Source organism: Oerskovia merdavium, from assembly GCF_014836755.1.
Classification (GTDB): domain Bacteria; phylum Actinomycetota; class Actinomycetes; order Actinomycetales; family Cellulomonadaceae; genus Oerskovia; species Oerskovia merdavium.
This window is the reverse complement of record NZ_JACSQF010000006.1, coordinates 1-17783: the sequence shown is the minus strand read 5'-3', so window position 1 is coordinate 17783 and position 17783 is coordinate 1. Positions and strand designations below refer to the sequence as shown.

The window sequence follows — 17783 nt, the reverse complement described above, 5'->3', positions numbered from 1 at the left end:
GAGGGCGGGGCCGCGCGCCATCTACGACCCGGTCCGGCCGTAGGCGACGACGCGCGAGGTCGTCAGGTCGTCGACCGTCCGGGTGACCGTGACGGTCGCTTCTCCTGCGGGAACGGCTGCGAGCCGGGTGGCGAACGACTGCTGGGCGCTCTTGCCGGGTGCGACGGCCGTGAACGTCTTGGTCCCGTACGACGTCGCGACGGTCACGTCCACGGGGGCGTCCTCGCCGTTGATCACCCGGACCGTGACGACGTCCTTGCCTGCGACCGGTCGGACGACGGCCTCCGCCGTGAACGCGACCTCGCTGGCGTCCCTCCTGACGAGCGATGCGAGCGAGACGGAGAGGGCGTGAGCCGGGGCATCGACCTGGTTCTGCGTGGACGGGGACGTGGTGGCCAACGCCCAGCCGAGCGCCTTCTCGACGACGGTCCAGGACTCCGGGGTGTAGCGCTGCTCGTCGAGCCCTCGCGCCTCGTCGACCGCTGCGTCGAGCGCCGTCCGGTCCGCGCCTCCGTCCGCATCGAGCACGTCACTGAGGTAGTAGTAGTCGAAGTCGACGGTTCCGCCGGTCTGCTCGGTGGCGTAGCTGAAGAGACCGAACCTGTTGGCCATGAAGTGCGACAGGCTCCAGTCCATGACGATGGGCCCCTGCGAGGGGCCGAGCGGCTGCCAGGTCCGGCCGTCGAGGCTGTAGGAGAACTGGACCCGCAGCTGCCCCGGGGTGGAGGAGAAGTCGGCGTCCGCCTTGAGCCGGACGTCGGTGCGTGACCCGAGGTCGATCGTGGTCCCAGGGACGAAGCTCTCGACCGCGGCGGCCTCGATCGACTCGTCGAAGGGCTGCAGGCGGGTCACGAGACCCAGGGTGCGAGCGCCGTCGACCTGCTTGATCCCCGCATAGGTGAAGCTGCGGCCGTAGACCGCAAGGCCGGCCACGTCGCCGTCGAGCATGGCTGACACGTCCAGTCGCGTCTCAGCAGAACCGGTGGGACCGAAGGTGCGCTGGGACAGCGTGTTGCGCGCCTCCTCGAGGTAGGTCAGGTCGCGTCCGGGAGACTTGCTGTACTCGGCCTCGCCCGTCACGACGTGCCCGTTCGTGAGGCGCAACCATCCTTCGCGCTCGGTGAGCGACCAGTAGCGGTTGTCCGGGTTGTGGTTCCACTCCCATGCCAGGTCCAGGTCGGACCCGTTGTAGGCCACCTCGTCGGCGTGGACGTGCTCGAGCTGCGGAGCATTGCCCGTCACCGAGACGTCGTCGAGCACGTACCCGACGCTCGACGACGGCGGCTGCGGGTTCGCCCACGGTGTCTCGACGGCGAGCTTGAAGGAACGCACGTCGGCGTCGGCCGGGATCGTGTAGGTACCGGTGATCGTCGCCCACCGCCCCTTCGCGGCATCGACGCCGGCGAGTACCTTGACGCCCGTGCCCCAGTCACCCACGACGTCGAACCGCACGGTGTCGGGTCCTTCGGTGTAGCGCACGCGTGCGGAGATCTCGTAGGTGATGCCTGCCTGGATCCTGCCGTCGAGCTGTTGGTAGGGGGCAGAGCCGTTGACGGTCCGGTGGGTGACCCGCAGGGCCGCGGTCCCGGACGATGCCGTGCTCGGGTCGCGCGAGATGATCGCGCCGAACTGAGACCCCCAGGGCTCGATGCCTGCGTCCTCGAAGCCAGGGTTGTCGACGAGCTCGACCCCGAGCAGGGACTCGTCGTACTCGGGCGCCTCAGGAATCTCCCAGCGGGTGTCGCGGAAGGTCTTGTGCTCGGCGTCGTTGGCGAAGTCGTCGGACGCCACGACGGACTTGAGTCGCTCGACCCGGTCCTGCTCGGGCGTGAGCGTGATCGGCTTGGTGAACGTGTCTCCTGCGTGGACGACGCCGTCGTCACCGAAGGTCGGCCACCCGTCCTCCCACGTCGCGGGGATCAGGGCGGGGATCCGCCCGAGCGGATAGGTGTCCCGGAAGAACATGCCGTACCAGTCGGTCCCGCCGTCGGCCGAGGCGATGTCGACGAGGCCGCCCTGCGCGAACCCGTCGGAGTCCAGGCCGCTGCGCACCTCGTAGGTGTTCGTCCCGTCGACCGCCGTGTACCGACCGAGCAGCTCCTTGGAGCGGAAGAGCACGACCTGCCGGTTGCCGCCGGCCGGCCAGGTGATCGTCGTCATGTAGTAGTAGCCGTCGCGGTAGGAGACCTGGGTCCCTTCGTAGTGCATGCCGCTGGCGAGGATCGGGAAGTCGGGGAAGTCCTTCGACCCGAAGATGTCGGGGTACTCGGCGACGATCGTCGTGAGGTCGTCGCTGAGCTGCACGGCGCTCGTGCTGCCCGACCCGTGGAAGATGTAGGGAGTCCCCCCGCCGGCCTCGTCGAAGAAGAGCGACAGGTCGTGGAACCCTCGGCCGAGCGCAACCTTCTCCCAGGTTCCGTCCTCGATGTCGTCCGTGCTGTAGACGTAGGCACCACCGAGGTTGTTGGTGTTGAACGCCACGTAGAACCTGCCGTCGTGGTAGCGCAACGACGAGGCCCACTGCCCTTCGCCGTAGGAGTTCTGGCCGTTGCGCAGGGAGGGAGCGTCACCGATGCCCAGCCGGTCGTAGACGTAGTTGACCGTCTCCCAGTTCACCAGGTCGTACGACTTCATGATCGGTGCGCCCGGACTCAGGTGCATGGTCGTGCTGATCATGTAGTAGACGTCACGCCCTTCCGTGCTCTCCGCAGCGGGCACCCGCGCCACGCTGATGTCCGGCACGTCGCTGTTCAGCAGGGGAACCCCGTACGTCCCGTCGCCGTTGTCCGTCGAGGTCAGGCCCGACGGCGGCGGCGACACCTCCGCGGCGACGGCGGTGGGGACCAGCAGCCCCACGAGGAGGGTCCCTCCGACCATCGTGTGCACCCGGCGTCGTCTTGCTCCTGTCACGTCAACTCCTTTGTCGGGACGTACTTCCTGCCAGACCGGTCGATCCGGGGCTCTCCCCCGAAGATCGGGCCGTCACCGTCGACGAGGCCAGCAAGGGACTCAGCCGTGAGGCCCAGGACACCCGACGAAGGGTGCCCGCTCGCCATCGAGCGGAACTGTCGACCGCGCCTCCCCGAGCGGGTGCTCGGCGACCGGCGAGCGTGCGTCAGACTTTGCCGCACGTGACAGTGAATGCCATGTTAGCGCTCACACATGCCGTGTCAACACCCTGCGGAGGTGAGTCCGACTGGTCGACACCGACCGATCCCAGCGCGTCGAACACGGGCAGGTCGCGGCCGCGCGCTCGCCGAGCACCCGCTGTCCACGCGCAGCCTGGGCCCGTCTCCGCGCAGGACACGCAGTCAGCGACCTGCGCGCGACGGGCTTGACGCCCCGCTCCGAGCTATGGACGCGGAGCTGCCGCCGGGAAGAGGCGCTCGACGGCGCGCACCACGGCGGCCCGCCGCGCTGCGACCGAGCGGTCGTCCGAGTGCTCGCTGGCGGCAGCCGCTATCTCGGGCTGCGCCGACCATGTCGTCGCGATCTGGTTGACCAGGGCAAGGACGTCGAACGGGTCCCAGGTGGGATCGAGCGCCCCGTCGCGCTGCGCCTGACGGAGCTGCTCGACCTTGCCGGCGATCGCGTCCTGACTCGTCCCGTCGCCCTCCGTCAGCTCGAGGCGCCCCCAGCTGATCAGCCGGTAGTGATCGGGGCGGCTGGTGAAGTAGTCGAACAGCCGCCCGGCATAGCCCGGCAGGTCGCGCGCATCGATGTGGGTGGCCTGGGCGATGACGCCGAGCTCGCGGGCCGCGGTCTGGGCGTAGAGCGCTTCCTTGCCTCGGAAGTGCGCGTAGACGCGCTCCTTGCTCGTGCGGGCCTGCTTGGCGATGCGGTCGACCCGGGCGCCGGCGATCCCGTAGCGCGCGAACTCGTCCATGGCCGCAGCCACCACTCGTTCACGCGTCCCGTCAACCCCGCCGACGGCACCCTCGGACGATGCGGGGAGGTTGGGTGCGTGATGGTCGGCCATGCGTCCAAAGTACAACCAAACCGTTCGGTTTGACTCTCGACCTCCTCGGCCTAGAGTGGAACCGAACCGTTCGGTTCGGCCGATCGGCCGGCCGCCGCACCGCCCGTCGTCGAACGAGCGTCGGAGCGAGCAGAAGAGAGGCGCCCTCATGCAGAACCGCACCCTGGGCCAGCAAGGCCTGGAGACGTCCGCGCTGGGATTCGGGGCGATGGGCATCTCCATCGCCTACGGCCCCGGCGACCAGCAGGAAGGCATCGCCACGATCCAGAGAGCTCACGACCTGGGTGTGACGTTCTTCGACACCGCTGAGCTCTACGGCTGGGGCGAGAACGAGAAGATCGTGGGCCGCGCCGTCAAGAGCTTCCGGGACGAGGTCGTCATCGCGACCAAGTTCGGGTTCACGCGCGACCACGGCCAGGACTCCCGGCCGGAACACATCCGTGAGGTCGTCCAGAACAGCCTGCGCCACCTCGGCGTCGATCACATCGACGTCCTCTATCAGCACCGGGTCGACCCGGCCGTCCCGATCGAGGACGTCGCCGGCACCGTCAAGGAGCTCATCGACGCGGGCGTGGTGAAGTACTTCGGCCTCAGCGAGGCCGGCGAGACCACGATCCGCCGCGCGCACGCCGTGCAGCCGGTCTCGGCCCTGCAGACCGAGTACTCGTTGTTCGAGCGCGACGTCGAGTCCTTGTTCCCCACCCTGTCCGAGCTCGGGATCGGCTTCGTGCCTTACTCCCCCCTCGGCCGCGGGTTCCTCACCGGCACCGCCAAGCCCGCCGACCAGTACGACAAGACCGACATGCGCCGCACCGACCCGCGCTGGCAGCCGGGGAACTTCGAGAAGAACCTCGAGGCAACCCGCCACCTGACCGCTCTCGCAGAGTCCAAGGAGGCCACGGTCGCCCAGCTGGCACTCGCCTGGCTGCTCGCTCAGGGCGACCACGTCGTGCCGATCCCCGGCACACGGAGCCCGGAGCGCGTGGCCGAGAACATCGCCGCGGCCGACCTGACGCTCACCGCGGAGGATCTCCGCCGCATCGCCGAGATCCTGCCTACCGGTGGCTTCGGCGCCCGCTATGCCGGTGGAAACGTCCCTACCTGGGAATAGGGGAGACCCGTCGGGCCGGAGCCGCACGTCCTCGTCTCGTCCCGCGCTGGCTGGACGGTACAGCCGGACCCACCGGGCATCGGCGCCACCCGCTCGGGCTCGATGTCGCGCCCGGGCGAAGGACCGGCCACAGCGCGCAACCTGTGCACGCGCGGCCGGTCCTTCGCCGGCATCAACCCAGCACCCGGACCTTCTGGGTCGCCAGCTCGGCATCGGTGAGCACCCCGGCGTCGCGGAGCTCGACGAGCTGCTGGAGGAGCTGGATCCGGCGCTCGACGTCCGGGATGGCGTCGAGCACGGGTGTCAGCGCCGAGCCGCCGGCCGGGTTCGATCCGGCTGCCGGACGAGCTGCCGCCACCCCCGCGCTCGCGCCCTGGTCCTCGGCGGCCCATCGCGCTCGCTGGCGTTGCTGGACCCGCCCGTGGACCGAGCTCGCGACCGCGACCTTGCTCGCTGTCCGGAAGAGGCTCATGTGCCGCTCCTCACGGGCTCGCTCTGGTCGAGCGCCAGCTCGAGGTCGCCGGGCAGGAGGGCGAAGGAGTGGACGGCCTCGACTCCGTGGCTCGCGAACCTGTCGACGACGTCGCGCATGACCAAGGACTCGTAGACCACGACGATGCCGACGGACCCGAGTGCGAGCCGGTCCGCGACGACCCGGAGGTCTTCGTCGTCGAGCAGGTCCGACGAGGACCCGACCAGCTCGATGACGGGTGGCGCAAGCCTCCAGAACCAGTCGGCGTCGTCGACCTTTCGCAGGCCGGTCCGGGTGTGCTCGACGACCTCGATGTCGAGCAGGCGGACCGCTCGCGAGTCGACCAGGTGCAGGAGCTCGACGACGCCCGGGCCGACGTTCGCGCCCGGTGGCACTTCGAGGAGGAGGCACGAGACGGGACCCCAGACCTCATCTGACGCTTCGTTCTGGTCACGCATGACACTTCCTTGGTCGGTGGACGGATTCCCGTGCTCCACGCACCCCGTCGGGCTACCGGCGGCCACGAGCGGCCGCCTTGTGCTTGGACCTGACGCGCAGACCGCCGGCGAGCAACCCGACGACCAGGACGATCGCGAGCACGACCCACAGCGGCGCGAAGAAGGTGGCCCACAGCAGGCTGAACGAGACCTCCTGCTGGTTCTGCGCGACGAAGACCACGGTCAGTGCGACCAGGACGATGCTCAGCCAGCGCTTGGCCAGGAAGGTCGTCCAGCGTCCCGTGCTCGCCTGCGGTGCCTGGTTCGTCATGCCGCGGCCAGGGCCACTGCCTTGAGGCGGTCGAACTCGTCGGAGGTGATCGCACCGGAGTCCAGCAGCGCCTTGGCGGCTGCGACGTCCTGGGCCGGAGACGTCGCGGCCACCTGACGGATGTAGTCGTCGGTGCGCTGGCGCGCGGCGTCGACGGCGGCGTTCTGGCGCTGTGCCATGCCACGGCCGCGGGCGATCACGTAGACGAGGGCCGTCAGGACCGGGACGAGCACGAGGAACAGGATCCAGGCCGCCTTGGCGACACCGCCGAGCCCCCGGTCACGGAAGAGGTCGGAGAGGACGTGGAACAGGATCACGAGGTAGGCCATGAAGAAGAAGATCTCCACGACGAGGAGGGCGGACTGCCAGAAGGTCATCGAGGTTCCGTTCGGTCGAGAGGGGTTTCCTAGGGAACGTAGCCCCGGGCGAGCGTTCGATCCCGGGGTATCCCCCAGTTGTGGGGGTGGGTGATGAGGTGCTCGGCGGGTCCGGCCGTGACGGGGCACGGGGCTACGATCGACGCGACCACGACCCGGCTGCGAGGACGGCACCGATGAACCGCACGCCCCACGCCCCGCCGCCCGATCCAGGTCCTCGGCGTCGCGTCGGGATCGTCGACGACCACGCAGCGGTCGGGCTGGGAGTCGAAGCCATCCTTGATCAGCACGACGACCTCGCCCTGGTCGCGCGCGCGGCGACGGTCAGCGAGCTCGTCGACGCCGCGCCGGACCTGGACCTCGTCCTTCTCGATCTCCGGCTGGCGGACCGCACGACCCCCGCGCAGAACCTGGAACGGCTTCGCCGGCTCGGGGTGACCGTCGTGGCGTACACCTCCGGTGACGACCCGGCCTTGGTCCGGCAGGCAGCAAGGTCCGGGGTGGCCGGGATGATCCGCAAGTCAGAGTCGCCTGCGACGCTGGTCGACGCGCTCCGGGCCGCGGCGCGAGGAGAGATCGTGGCCAGCGTCGACTGGGCAGCGGCGATCGACGCCGACGCAGCCGTGCAGGACGCGGGCCTGACCGCTCGCGAGAGCCAGGTGCTCGAGCTGTACGCCTCAGGCGAGAAGGCGGACCGTGTCGCTCGGATGCTCGGGATCACCCGAGAGACCGTCCTGGATCACGTCCGACGGATCCGGACCAAGTACGCGGCCGTCGATCGGCAGGCCCACACCAAGGTCGACCTCTACCGCCGCGCGGTCGAGGACGGGATGCTGGCGCCACCTCGGTGACCGGCTTCGCAGCACCTCGGGTCGCGGGGGCCTCCTCGTCGATCACCGCCGATCGTCGGGTCGGCCTGCTCATCGCGCTCGGCGGCTCCGCGCTCGTCCTGATCACCGTCCCGGTCGCGATCGAGCGGTGGGGGGACGCTGCCGGGTGGTGGAACGTCGCCGCAGTCGTCCTGGCGGCGCTGATCCTGGTGCTCGTAGCACTCGCCCGAACGGTCCCGGCGCGCGCGCTGCGCGCGTTCTGGGCGACGATCCCTGCACTGAGCCTCGCCCTCGCGCTGACATGGCCTCTCGCGGAGACGTCCGGCGCGTCCTCCGTCCCGTGGGTGTGGGAGCTCGAGCCGGTGGCGGTCTCGCTCCTCGTCCTGCTCGTGCGCTGGCAGTGGGCTCTCGTGCTGTCCCAGGCCTTCGCCCTGGCCGTTCCTGTCGCGATCTGGGCGGTCCAGGGTTCCGTGCCTCTGGACGTCGTCCTCCAGACGCCGATCCACCTGGGCAACATGGCGTTCGTCGCCGTCTTCGTCGCGCTCCGCCGCCAGCTCCAGCAGCTCGCCCGCTCGGAGCGCGATGCGGAGCGGCGTGAGCACGGGCGCCTCGAGGCCGAGGCCGCAGCGGCCGAGCAGCAGCGCTTCGTCAGCATCGTCCACGACGAGATCCTCTCGACTCTCGTGTTCGCCGGCCGAGCGGCCGAGGGGGTCGGCTCCACGCTCGTCGCCCCGGCGCGACGCGCGCTGGGGTTCCTGGGCGCGGGGGGGCGGCGACCCGGTCGGTCAGGTCGACTCGATCGTGACGCTCGTCCAGGCCCGTGTCGCACAGGTCCACCCCACGGCCCGGGTGACGAGCCGGTGCGAGGCGGTCACGGTGCCGCCCCCTGTCGTGGATGCTGTCGTGTCGGCCATGGCTGAAGCGCTGCGCAACAGCCTGATCCATGCCAGGAGCGGCACCCAGGAGCAGGTCAGCGTCCACGTGACCCTCGTGTCGGACTCTTCCGGGCTGACCGTGGAAGTCATCGACGACGGCGTCGGGTTCGACCCTCACCGGGCAGGGACGGACTCCGTCGGCATCAGGACGAGCATCGTCGGCCGCATGACCGCGGTCCCCGGCGGGGACGCCGTCATCACCTCTGAGCGCGGGCGCGGCACGTGCGTGACGCTCTCCTGGAACCGCCACCTGAGCGAAGCCCTCACCCCGACCGGCCGCGCCGACGGCGGGCAGGCGCTCCCGGACGAGCGGGGCACCGGAAACCTGTCGACCGGTCGTACGCCGTGGCCCGACCTGGTGCCCTCCGGGCTCGGCACCAGGGGCGCGCGGCTCGCGCTCGCCTACGTGTGGTGCACGGTGGCGGCGCACGTGCTCCTGGGCCGGGAGGACTCCCCTGGCCCGCTCGCGCTCGCGGTCGCACTCCTCGCGCTGTTCTCCTCCCTGCTCGCACTGACGTCGCACGGGCCCGACCACCTCTCGTCGCGCAGGGCGGCTCTCGCGCTGCTTGCTCCGCTCGCAGCGGTGATCGTCCTGACCCTGGCAGCCGACTCGTCGGGGGTCTGGACCGCGCTGGTGTACCTGGCGGGCTACCAGGTGGGGCTGGCGGCCGTGCGGGGACGGGTCCGCGGCGCGTGCGGTGCGGGCTCCGCCCTGCTTCTCGTCCTGACCGCGTGGGCCGTGGGGCAACGGCTGGACGCGCCCGAGGTGCTCGAGCTCCTGCTCAAACCGACGGCCGCGATCATCGTCGGCACGATGTGGCGACGCATGCTCGTCGGGCTCGTCGCATCGGTCACGGCGCACCGGGCCGCCGGAGCACGGGCGACCTCGCAGGCGAACGCCATGAACGCTGCCGTCGAGGCCGGGCGGCAACGCCTCGAGGAGGTCGCAGAGATCGTCGGGCCCACCCTCCAGGTTCTCGCGCGCGGCCGAAGCCTCACCGACGTCCAGCGCGCCGACGCGACACTGATCGAGGCCGGGCTGCGGGACCGGCTCCGCGCTCCGGGCCTCGCCACGGCCGACATGGTGGAGGCGTGCGCACAGGCGCGCTCCAGAGGCGTCGACGTGCGTCTGCTCGACGACCGCGGGCAGCCCCTGGTCGACCCCACGACGGTTGCGGAGGCAGCCGGTCACGTCCGGGGTGCGCTCGCGGGTCAGGTCACCGTGCGTGCACTACCTCCGGGCCGAGGTGCCGAGCTGACCGTGGTGCTCGACGACGGCCGGCAGGTCGTGCGGCACGAGCTTCGTGGCACGCGAGATCACACCACGCAGACCGGTGCTGCCGAAGGACGTCGGCATCGTCGAGGACGTTGAGGACGGCCCGACCGGCCGACTCTCCGACGTCCGCAGACGCGGTCTCTGCGGCGTCAGAGAGCCAGCACGCGCGCGGTCAGACCTGGGTGATGGGCGGGAAGCCGTAGGTGCCGTCGAGCACCGTCGGCCCCGGGATGTAGAGCCGCAGGACCAGGCGGAACGCCGCGTCGGGGGCTGGGAGCCAGTTCGCGCGCGCGAGCGGGTCAGCGGGTTCTGCGTGGGAGATCGTCACGGTCAAGGTGCCGTCGTCGGCGCGCCGCGTGCCAGGCGTGCGGTCGCCGATCGAGTACCGGTCGATCGGGTTGTCGACCAGGAAGTACCGGGGGACGTCGTAGAGGGTGATCGACCAGAACGCCCCGACGGGCGGCTCAGTGTCGAAGTGCACCTCGTAGGTCGACTCACCGTGCAGAGGTGCGCCGTCGACGTCGGTGAAGGCTTGGGCGTACACGGCCTCATAGGCGTGGTTGCCCCACAGGCCGAGGCGCGCCGCCTGGGCTCGATCGAGGAATCTCTCGGCCGGGTCGGCGATCTTCCACTCGGGCGCGTCGATCGTGCCCAGCCCGAGCGCGGCGACGTTGTAGTCGAACATGTGCAGTCCGACGGTCCACCCGTTGTTGACGGGCGCGGAACCGTGGTGAGAGGCGTGCTCCACCAGGTCTCGCCCGGCCAGATACTGCTCGGCGAGCTCGCCGTCGGGGTCCTGGATCGGTGCGGTCCCGGCGAGCCCGAGCGGGTCGAACCGGGTCGCGTACTCGACGTCGGCCGGTGAGGGCGGGAGCTCCTGGGACAGCCGTCGCAGGTCCTCGAAGAAGTCCAGCCCCTCCTCCCCGGACGCCGCCTTGTCGGGCAGGCCGGCAGGCTTCGCGGTGAGGTCGAGAGGCCGGAGCAGGAACTGGTCCTGGACGGAGTTCGCCGCGCCGACGTCGTCCGGTCCTGCGCACGCGATCCGCCCGACGATGCTCACGATCCGGGTCGACGCCTGCACCACGACGGCGTCGGCGGGCAGGTCGCCCGACCAGCCGGGCGGGACGACGACGAACCGGCCCGCCTCGTTGCCGGTGGCCCGCGTCCCGACGTACGCGATGTTGTTCGTCCAGGCGTCGACGAACTGGAGCACGTAGTAGCGCTCCCCGGTCGCCGGCACGTCCAGCACGAGCGGACCGACGGACAGGTCCAGCTGTGCCATCGAGTACAGGGTGTCGTTGTTGATCGTCACGAACGTGTCTGCGGGGCCCGCGAGGTGCCGTGCGTGCGAGAACGTGTTGAACGCCGCCGCCGGGTTCGCACCGACCCCCTCGTTCACGTAGCGCCGCACCTGGTCGACGTTGAAGACCAACGGATACCCGTACACGTACGCGTCCTTGGCCAACCCCGCCCGGTCCGTCAGCTCCGTCGCCATGCCCCACACCCTCACTCGATCACCGGCGTCCAGGTGGAGCGCCCACCCCATGCTCCACGGTCCGCTGCCTTCCGCAACTCGGCTCAGGTCCGACGTCGGCAGCGCGGTATCGCCTTGTCTCGCTATATCGAAATGTGTCAACATAGACGCATGTCGATGCACCATCCTGGCCGCCGCTGCCCTCTCATGCCCGACCGTGACCGCCACCTCCTGGGGCGAGCCATGACGTCGATCGTGGGCAGGCGCCCTCCGTGGGTGCTGGTCGCCGAGATCGAGGAGGCCCTGGCGTGAGCCGCACCGTGGCACCAGCCACCACCCCCGTGATCACCCAGGGCGCAGGACGGTTGTCGACGCTCGACCGGTGGCTGCCGGTGTGGATCGGGCTCGCGATGGTCGCCGGACTGCTGCTGGGCCGGTTCGTCCCGGCCCTGTCGGACGTGCTGGCCTCGATGGAGGTCGGGGGGATCTCGGTGCCCATCGCGATCGGCCTGCTCGTGATGATGTACCCGGTCCTGGCCAAGGTCCGCTACGACAAGGTCGCCTCGGTCACGGGGGACAAGAAGCTCCTGGTCTCCTCCCTGGTGCTGAACTGGCTCGTGGGGCCCGCGCTGATGTTCGCGCTGGCGTGGATCTTCCTGCCCGACCTGCCCGAGTTCCGCACCGGATTGATCATCGTGGGCCTGGCCCGCTGCATCGCGATGGTCGTCATCTGGAACGACCTGGCCTGCGGGGACCGGGAGGCCGCGGCGGTCCTGATCGCGATCAACTCCGTCTTCCAGGTCCTCGCGTTCTCGCTCCTGGGCTACTTCTACCTCACGATCCTGCCCGGATGGCTCGGCCTGGACACCGCCGGCCTCGACATCTCCATGGGACAGATCGCGCTCAACGTCCTGGTCTTCCTCGGGATCCCGCTCGTGGCCGGGTTCGCCTCGCGCCTGGTCGGGGAACGCACCAAGGGCCGGACCTGGTACGAGGACAAGTTCCTGCCCGTGATCGGCCCCTGGGCCCTGTACGGGCTGCTGTTCACGATCGTGCTGCTCTTCGCGCTGCAGGGCGAGGCCGTGACCTCCGACCCGCTCGACGTGGCCCGCATCGCCCTGCCGCTGCTGGTGTACTTCGCCGTGATGTGGGGCGTGGGCATCGTCACCGGGAAGACTCTGGGCCTGGGGTACGCCAAGTCCACGACCTTGGCCTTCACCGCGGCCGGCAACAACTTCGAGCTCGCGATCGCGGTGGCCATCGCGACGTTCGGCGCAGCCTCGGGCCAGGCCCTGGCCGGTGTCGTCGGGCCGCTCATCGAGGTCCCGGTCCTGGTGGGCCTGGTCTACGTCTCCTTGTGGATCGCCCGCCGCTGGTTCGCCGTCGACCCCTACGCCACCCAGGTGGCCGAACCCGCGAAGGTGACCCCATGACCACCACTCCCCCGCCTCTGACGGTGCGCGACGCGGACTGCGGACCGCAGATCGAGTCCCACGCCATCGGCGCCGGCATCGCCACCGTCGTCGCGACCGCGCTCAAGGCCCTGGCCGAACCGCTGCGCCTGCGCATGCTGTCCTTCATCGCCACCGCCCCGGCCGGCGAGGCCTGCGTGTGCGACCTGGCCGCCCTGACCGACGTGTCCCAGCCGACCGTCTCGCACCACCTCAAGGTGCTGCGCGACGTCGGGGTCCTCGCCTCCGAGCGGCGCGGCACCTGGGTCTGGTACCGCATCACTCCTGGCTACAAGGCGGCCGTGACCACCCTGCTGGACTCCTTCGCCCCGGCAGCCCTCGAGGCATCGGTCACCCAGGAGGTGCTGCGCGGGCTCGAGGACGTCGACCCGGCCCTGGACCACCTGGCCACCGAGCTCGCGACCACGTTCCCCGGCGTGCGCTTCGACGCCGTCCAGCGGGTCGTGCGCGAGTCCTACACCGACCTGGCACGCTCGGCGAAGGTCTCCGCACACCTGGTCACCCTTACCGAACGCTTCGCCCGCCAACGCCTGACCGACATCACCCGCGACCCGACGAGCGGCCCCCAGGTGCTGTTCGTGTGCGTCGCGAACGCCGGCCGCTCCCAGCTCGCCGCGGCGCTGGTACGCCGCTACGCGGGCGACCGCGTCACGGTCCGTTCCGCAGGCTCCACCCCCGCTGCCGAGATCCACGCCGGGGTCCGCGAAGCCCTCGACGACCTGGGCACCGCCCACGACGCGTTCCCCAAGCCGTTGACCGACGACGCGGTCCGCGCAGCCGACGTCGTGATCACCATGGGCTGCGGCGACGTGTGCCCGGTCCTCCCCGGCAAGCGCTACGAGGACTGGCTCGTCGGAGACCCCGCCCTGGCCTCCCCCGCGGGTGTCGCCGCGATCCGCGACGAGCTCGACACCCGGGTCCGTGCCCTGCTCGCCGACCTCCTGCCCGACCTCACCCTGCCCACCTGACCCGCACGCACCAGCCTGGAGAGACCTCATGAACGCCCAGCACGCCCCCACCGAGAAGCCGTCCGCCCTGTTCGTCTGCGTCCACAACGCGGGCCGCTCCCAGATGGCCGCCGGGTTCCTGCGCGCCCTGTCCGGTGGCGCCGTCGAGGTCCGCTCCGCCGGGTCCACGCCCGCCGACCAGATCAACCCGGTCGCGGTCGAGGCCATGCTCGAAGCCGGGATCGACATCCGCACCGAGACCCCCAAGGTCCTGACCACCGAGGCCGTCCAGGCCTCCGACGTCGTGATCACCATGGGCTGCGGCGACGTGTGCCCCATCTTCCCCGGCAAGCGCTACGAGGACTGGCAGCTCGAGGACCCCGCCGGGCAGGGCATCGAGTCCGTGCGCCCCATCCGCGACGAGATCCGCACCCGCGTCCTGACCCTGCTCACCGAGCTCGGCGTCGACGCCGTCGAGGTCCCTGCCACCGCCTGACCCCGGACGCGACGAAGGGCCGGACACGTGCGCGTCCGGCCCTTCGTCGTCCAGGCGAAGCCCCCGCCCCTCCGGGCGGGGTTCGCTGCACGCAGGCCCAGCCTTACTCGCAGGCGCTCGCCGGCGTCGGTTCGTCGCCGGAGCGCCCGTGGACGACGCCGGTAGCGAACCCGGACCCGGACGGCGCACCGACCCCGAGCGTGACGAGCTGCGGCTCGGTGGGCGCTGTGCCGCAGCACGAGACGTCGGACTCGTCGTCGGCCTCCAGCGCCAGGTCCGTCGAGCACACACCGGTGGCGGGCAGGTTCAGCTGGACGAGGTCGGCTGCGGCCCGGTCGCCTGCCAGGGCGGCGGCGATCGAGCGGACCTGCTCGTAGCCCGTGGCGAGCAGGAACGTCGGCGCCCGCCCGTAGGACTTCATCCCGGCGAGGTAGAACCCGTCGTCGGGGTGCCGGAGCAGCTTCTCCCCGTGCGGGGGCACCGTGCCGCACGAGTGGAAGTTGGGGTCGATGAGCTCGGCCAGCCGGCTCGGGGACTCCACCACCGGGTCCAGGTCCAGGCGCACCTCGCGCAGCATGTCCAGGTCCGGGCGGAACCCGGTCGCGTTCACGATCGCATGGACCTGCAGGTCCAGCGCCTCGTCGCGCGAACGGCCCAGGACCCGCACCGTGTCCTGGCCGGGCACGAGCTGTTCGATCGAGATCCACTTCACCACCGTCAACCGGCCGGCCTCCACCGCGGCCTGCAGGCGGGTGCCCAGGAGCCCGCGCGCGGGCAGCTCGTCGTCGGTCCCGCCGCCGAACAGGCGCCGCGCCGACCCGCCGCGGATCGCCCAGGTGACCGTGGTGCCAAGCGCGGACTCCGCGAGCTCGACCAGGGACAGGAGCGTGTTCGCTGCCGAGTGGCCCATCCCGACGACGAGCGCGTGCCGGCCGGCGAACCGCTCCCGCTGCGAGCCCAGGACATCAGGCAGGGGGCCGGTGACGAAGCCCTGCGCCCGGTCCTCGCCGACGGCCGGAAGGCCGCTGGTCCCCAGCGGGTTGGACGTCGTGAACGTCCCGGACGCGTCGATCACCGCACGGGCCAGCACGTCCTCGACCTGCCCGTCCGCACCCACGGTCCGCACCCGGTACGCGCGCCGCTCCCGGCCCAAGGACCGGGTCTTGTCCGCGCCGTCGCGGGCCACGGCCAGCACCCGTGTCCTGGTCCGCAACCGCGAGGCGATCGCCGGGGTCGCGGCCAGCGGCACCAGGTACTCGTCCACGAGCTCGCGACCCGTGGGCAGCTCGTTCAGGTCCGGGGCCCTCCATCCGGTGGGCTCGAGCAGTCGGCACGCGGCCTCGTCGATGTCGTAGCGCCACGGCGAGACCAACCGCACGTGTCCCCACGACGCCACCGCCGCACCCGGCCCCTCGCCCGCCTCGAGGACCACCGGCTCCAGGCCCCGCTCCAGCAGGTGAGCGGCCGCGGCCAGCCCCACCGGTCCCCCACCGATCACCACGACCGGCAGGTCAGCACGCACGACCTCGCTCATCACCACTCCTCGCATCGACAACCATCAATGAACTCCATGGCGACAACGTATCCACAAACTTCGATACGTGGCAAGATGGGCTCATGACCACGACGACGGACCTGCCCCTCGCACCAGCCGGCACCGCCGGCGCCGCCTGCTGCGCGCCGCTGGTCCGGCAGGCGGCGGACCCCCAGACCGCCCGCGCCCTCGCGCGCACCTTCAAGGCGCTGGCCGACCCCACCCGGGTCCAGCTGCTCTCGATCGTCGCCTCTCACGAGGGCGGCGAAGCCTGCGTGTGCGACCTCACCGAGCCTGTCGGCCTGTCCCAGCCGACCGTGAGCCACCACCTCAAGATCCTCGTCGACGCCGGCCTCCTCACCCGAGAGCAGCGCGGACGCTGGGCGTACTACTCGCTCGTGCCCGGCGCCCTCACCTCGCTCGCGACGATGCTCACCGAGACCACCGCCGAGGGAGGCCGACGAGAGCCGTCCTGAACCCGCCGATCGCGGACACCACGTCGATCCGCAGCATCCGCACGTCCCTCTGCACGGACCAGCCCCCCCGCCCACGAGGGCCCAGCGCCTCGGTCGCCCGTCAGGACTCGTGCGTGACCAGCACCGGCCACTTCGCGTGACGCAGCAGGGTCTGGCTGACCGATCCCAGGACCGGTCCCCTGACCTCGCCGTACCCCCGCGAACCGACCACGACGACGGAGGCGGCCACGGCGGCTCGCGAGATCTCGTCGGCCGGCGGCCCTTCCATGACGTGCGTCCGCACGATCAGGGACGGGCCCACGCGTCGGGCGGACTCTGCAGCCCACTCCGCCACCTCGTGCGCTCGGCCGCGGAATGCCGCGCGCAGATCGTCGACCGACGGCGTGAGGGAGGTCACGAGCGGGTCGGCAGGGACCGTGTATGCCGCGACGACGTCGAGCGGGACGTTGCGACGGACCGCTTCGTGGGCCGCTTCGACGGTCGCGACGTCACTCCGAGGCGATCCGTCGACGCCTACCAGGACGGGGCCCGCGGTCGAGAACGTCGCGTCGCTCGGCACCACTGCCACAGGTACCGGAGAGCGCGCTGCGAGCTGGATGCTGACGGAGCCCAGGAAGAGTGCACCGAAGGCACCGAGGCCGCGTGTGCCGACCACGACGAGCCCGGCGCCTTCGCTCGCCGCGTCCAGCAGAGCAAGGGCTGCCGGTCCCGGTCGAGCTGATGTCTCCACCTCCAGCTCGGGCTCGGCCTGTCGGGCTACGTCGACGGCGACGCGCAGCACCTCGTCGGCCTCGTCGCTCTCGGAGGCCATCGGTGGCAGGTAGAAACCTCCGGCGAACATCGGGTCGTAGGCAGGCCGGAAGCGCGAGTGCACGACGAGAAGCGGCTCGCCACGCAGGCGGGCTTCGTGGGCGGCCCAGGTCAGTACCGTGCGGCTGCTCGTCGATCCGTCGACACCGACGACGACACGAGTTCCAGACATCCTTGTCTCCTTCGTTGGACGTTCGCCGGACTGCCGCTCGTGAGAGAACAGAATGGGCGACGGTACCGAGAGCTTCCACGTCGCCTCCGAGCATTCGCCCGCGGAGGTCGTGCCGTCCAGTCTTTGCCCGCCCCCCAGCAACGGCAACTGGGGACTGGGGACGCTCGCCGCCCAGGCACTGCTACAGCTCCTGGCGGGCCATGCTGGAGCTCTACCGTCAGGGAGCCGTCCGCGCGATCGGCGTCTTGAGCTTCTACCCCGACCGACTCGTGGACCTCGTCGAGCACAACGAGATCACCCCGGCCGCGAACCAGATCGAGACCCATCCGTTCTTTCAGTGCGTCGACGACCAAGCCCTCCTGACCGAGCGCGGCGTACAGATCGCGTCCTGGGGCCCTCGCCGAAGGCGAGAACAACATCTTCAGAGACCCCACCCTGACAGCCGTGGGTGCGGCGCACGGCAAGTCCGTCGCCCAGGTGACCCTGCGCTGGTTGATCCAGCGCGGTGTCGTCGCCATCCCCAAGTCGACGCGCCCCGAACGGACCCGCTGATAGGACCCGCCCACACCGCCCTCGCCCCGGGTCCTTACCGCCCGGGGCGCGGGCGCCCCCCCCGCCGGGGCGTCGCCGCCCGCTCCCAGCCCAGTCACCGTC

At 70.8% G+C, this 17783-nt stretch carries 19 protein-coding genes and 1 pseudogene; 11 read left to right on the top strand and 9 right to left on the bottom strand.

Annotated features, from left to right (window positions below):
• Positions 1–21: 21 nt before the first annotated feature.
• A complete protein-coding gene (locus tag H9641_RS07115; RefSeq protein WP_318244433.1) occupies positions 22–2910 on the bottom strand; it encodes a family 43 glycosylhydrolase in 2889 nt (962 codons plus the stop codon).
• 442 nt (positions 2911–3352) lie between these two features.
• Complete coding sequence (locus H9641_RS07110; protein WP_191802319.1) at positions 3353–3979, bottom strand: TetR family transcriptional regulator; 627 nt, start codon at positions 3977–3979, stop codon at positions 3353–3355.
• A 148-nt stretch (positions 3980–4127) separates the two neighbouring features.
• Between H9641_RS07110 and H9641_RS07105 the strand changes: the two genes are divergently transcribed.
• Entirely contained in the window at positions 4128–5090 is a 963-nt protein-coding gene (locus tag H9641_RS07105) for an aldo/keto reductase (protein WP_191802317.1), read from the top strand.
• Positions 5091–5262: 172 nt separating this feature from the next.
• On the opposite strand, the gene H9641_RS07100 is transcribed toward H9641_RS07105, so the two are convergent.
• The 4 genes from H9641_RS07100 to H9641_RS07085 are packed head-to-tail and all read right to left on the bottom strand — an operon-like array spanning position 5263 to position 6707.
• Complete coding sequence (locus H9641_RS07100; protein WP_191802315.1) at positions 5263–5562, bottom strand: SHOCT domain-containing protein; 300 nt, start codon at positions 5560–5562, stop codon at positions 5263–5265.
• On the bottom strand, positions 5559–6020 hold the full coding sequence (locus H9641_RS07095; RefSeq protein WP_191802313.1) for a DUF6325 family protein: 462 nt from the start codon (positions 6018–6020) through the stop codon (positions 5559–5561). The genes H9641_RS07100 and H9641_RS07095 overlap by 4 nt, the downstream gene beginning before the upstream one ends.
• Positions 6021–6072: 52 nt before the next feature.
• Positions 6073–6330 (bottom strand): lipopolysaccharide assembly protein LapA domain-containing protein, encoded by a 258-nt coding sequence (locus tag H9641_RS07090; protein WP_191802311.1) that lies wholly within the window; start codon positions 6328–6330, stop codon positions 6073–6075.
• On the bottom strand, positions 6327–6707 hold the full coding sequence (locus tag H9641_RS07085; RefSeq protein WP_191802309.1) for an SHOCT domain-containing protein: 381 nt from the start codon (positions 6705–6707) through the stop codon (positions 6327–6329). The genes H9641_RS07090 and H9641_RS07085 overlap by 4 nt, the downstream gene beginning before the upstream one ends.
• 176 nt (positions 6708–6883) lie before the next feature.
• Here H9641_RS07085 and H9641_RS07080 point away from each other — a divergent pair, with 176 nt between their 5' ends.
• Genes H9641_RS07080 through H9641_RS07070 form a run of 3 tightly spaced genes read left to right on the top strand, consistent with a single transcriptional unit; the run spans position 6884 to position 9844 of the window.
• Positions 6884–7558, top strand: a complete 675-nt coding sequence (locus tag H9641_RS07080; protein ID WP_191802307.1) for a response regulator — start codon at positions 6884–6886, stop codon at positions 7556–7558.
• A complete protein-coding gene (locus H9641_RS20665) occupies positions 7555–8457 on the top strand; it encodes a hypothetical protein (RefSeq protein ID WP_191802305.1) in 903 nt (300 codons plus the stop codon). Before H9641_RS07080 ends, H9641_RS20665 begins: the two co-directional genes overlap by 4 nt.
• Positions 8339–9844 carry an ATP-binding protein gene (locus tag H9641_RS07070; RefSeq protein WP_191802303.1) on the top strand — a complete coding sequence of 502 codons (1506 nt, stop codon included), beginning with the start codon at positions 8339–8341 and terminating at the stop codon, positions 9842–9844. Before H9641_RS20665 ends, H9641_RS07070 begins: the two co-directional genes overlap by 119 nt.
• A 76-nt stretch (positions 9845–9920) precedes the next feature.
• Here the strand turns inward: H9641_RS07070 and H9641_RS07065 are convergent, their stop codons facing one another.
• The gene (locus H9641_RS07065; RefSeq protein WP_191802301.1) at positions 9921–11243 is read right to left on the bottom strand and encodes a DUF1254 domain-containing protein; all 1323 of its coding nucleotides are present in this window, start codon (positions 11241–11243) and stop codon (positions 9921–9923) included.
• A 150-nt stretch (positions 11244–11393) separates the two neighbouring features.
• On the opposite strand from H9641_RS07065, the gene H9641_RS07060 reads away from it, so the two are divergent.
• From H9641_RS07060 to H9641_RS07045, 4 genes are read left to right on the top strand one after another with little or no spacing between them, the layout of a single operon-like run.
• Entirely contained in the window at positions 11394–11534 is a 141-nt protein-coding gene (locus tag H9641_RS07060) for a hypothetical protein (RefSeq protein WP_191802299.1), read from the top strand.
• Positions 11535–11542: 8 nt separating this feature from the next.
• Entirely contained in the window at positions 11543–12655 is a 1113-nt protein-coding gene (gene arsB / locus H9641_RS07055) for an ACR3 family arsenite efflux transporter (RefSeq protein WP_404821928.1), read from the top strand.
• On the top strand, positions 12652–13662 hold the full coding sequence (locus tag H9641_RS07050) for a metalloregulator ArsR/SmtB family transcription factor (RefSeq protein ID WP_191802295.1): 1011 nt from the start codon (positions 12652–12654) through the stop codon (positions 13660–13662). The genes arsB and H9641_RS07050 overlap by 4 nt, the downstream gene beginning before the upstream one ends.
• A 28-nt stretch (positions 13663–13690) precedes the next feature.
• A complete protein-coding gene (locus H9641_RS07045; RefSeq protein WP_191802293.1) occupies positions 13691–14137 on the top strand; it encodes an arsenate reductase ArsC in 447 nt (148 codons plus the stop codon).
• A 103-nt stretch (positions 14138–14240) separates the two neighbouring features.
• Here H9641_RS07045 and H9641_RS07040 read toward each other — a convergent pair whose 3' ends face one another.
• On the bottom strand, positions 14241–15671 hold the full coding sequence (locus tag H9641_RS07040) for an FAD-dependent oxidoreductase (protein WP_191802291.1): 1431 nt from the start codon (positions 15669–15671) through the stop codon (positions 14241–14243).
• 83 nt (positions 15672–15754) lie between these two features.
• On the opposite strand from H9641_RS07040, the gene H9641_RS07035 reads away from it, so the two are divergent.
• Positions 15755–16147 (top strand): ArsR/SmtB family transcription factor, encoded by a 393-nt coding sequence (locus H9641_RS07035; protein WP_191802288.1) that lies wholly within the window; start codon positions 15755–15757, stop codon positions 16145–16147.
• Between the two features lie 100 nt (positions 16148–16247).
• Here H9641_RS07035 and H9641_RS07030 read toward each other — a convergent pair whose 3' ends face one another.
• Positions 16248–17129, bottom strand: coding sequence for a universal stress protein (locus tag H9641_RS07030; RefSeq protein ID WP_191802286.1), 882 nt, complete (start codon positions 17127–17129; stop codon positions 16248–16250).
• A 200-nt stretch (positions 17130–17329) separates the two neighbouring features.
• Here H9641_RS07030 and H9641_RS20905 point away from each other — a divergent pair.
• Positions 17330–17428: pseudogene (locus tag H9641_RS20905) on the top strand (aldo/keto reductase); the annotation flags it as partial.
• Between the two features lie 145 nt (positions 17429–17573).
• Positions 17574–17681, top strand: a complete 108-nt coding sequence (locus H9641_RS20900) for a hypothetical protein (RefSeq protein WP_404821925.1) — start codon at positions 17574–17576, stop codon at positions 17679–17681.
• Positions 17682–17783: the final 102 nt, after the last annotated feature.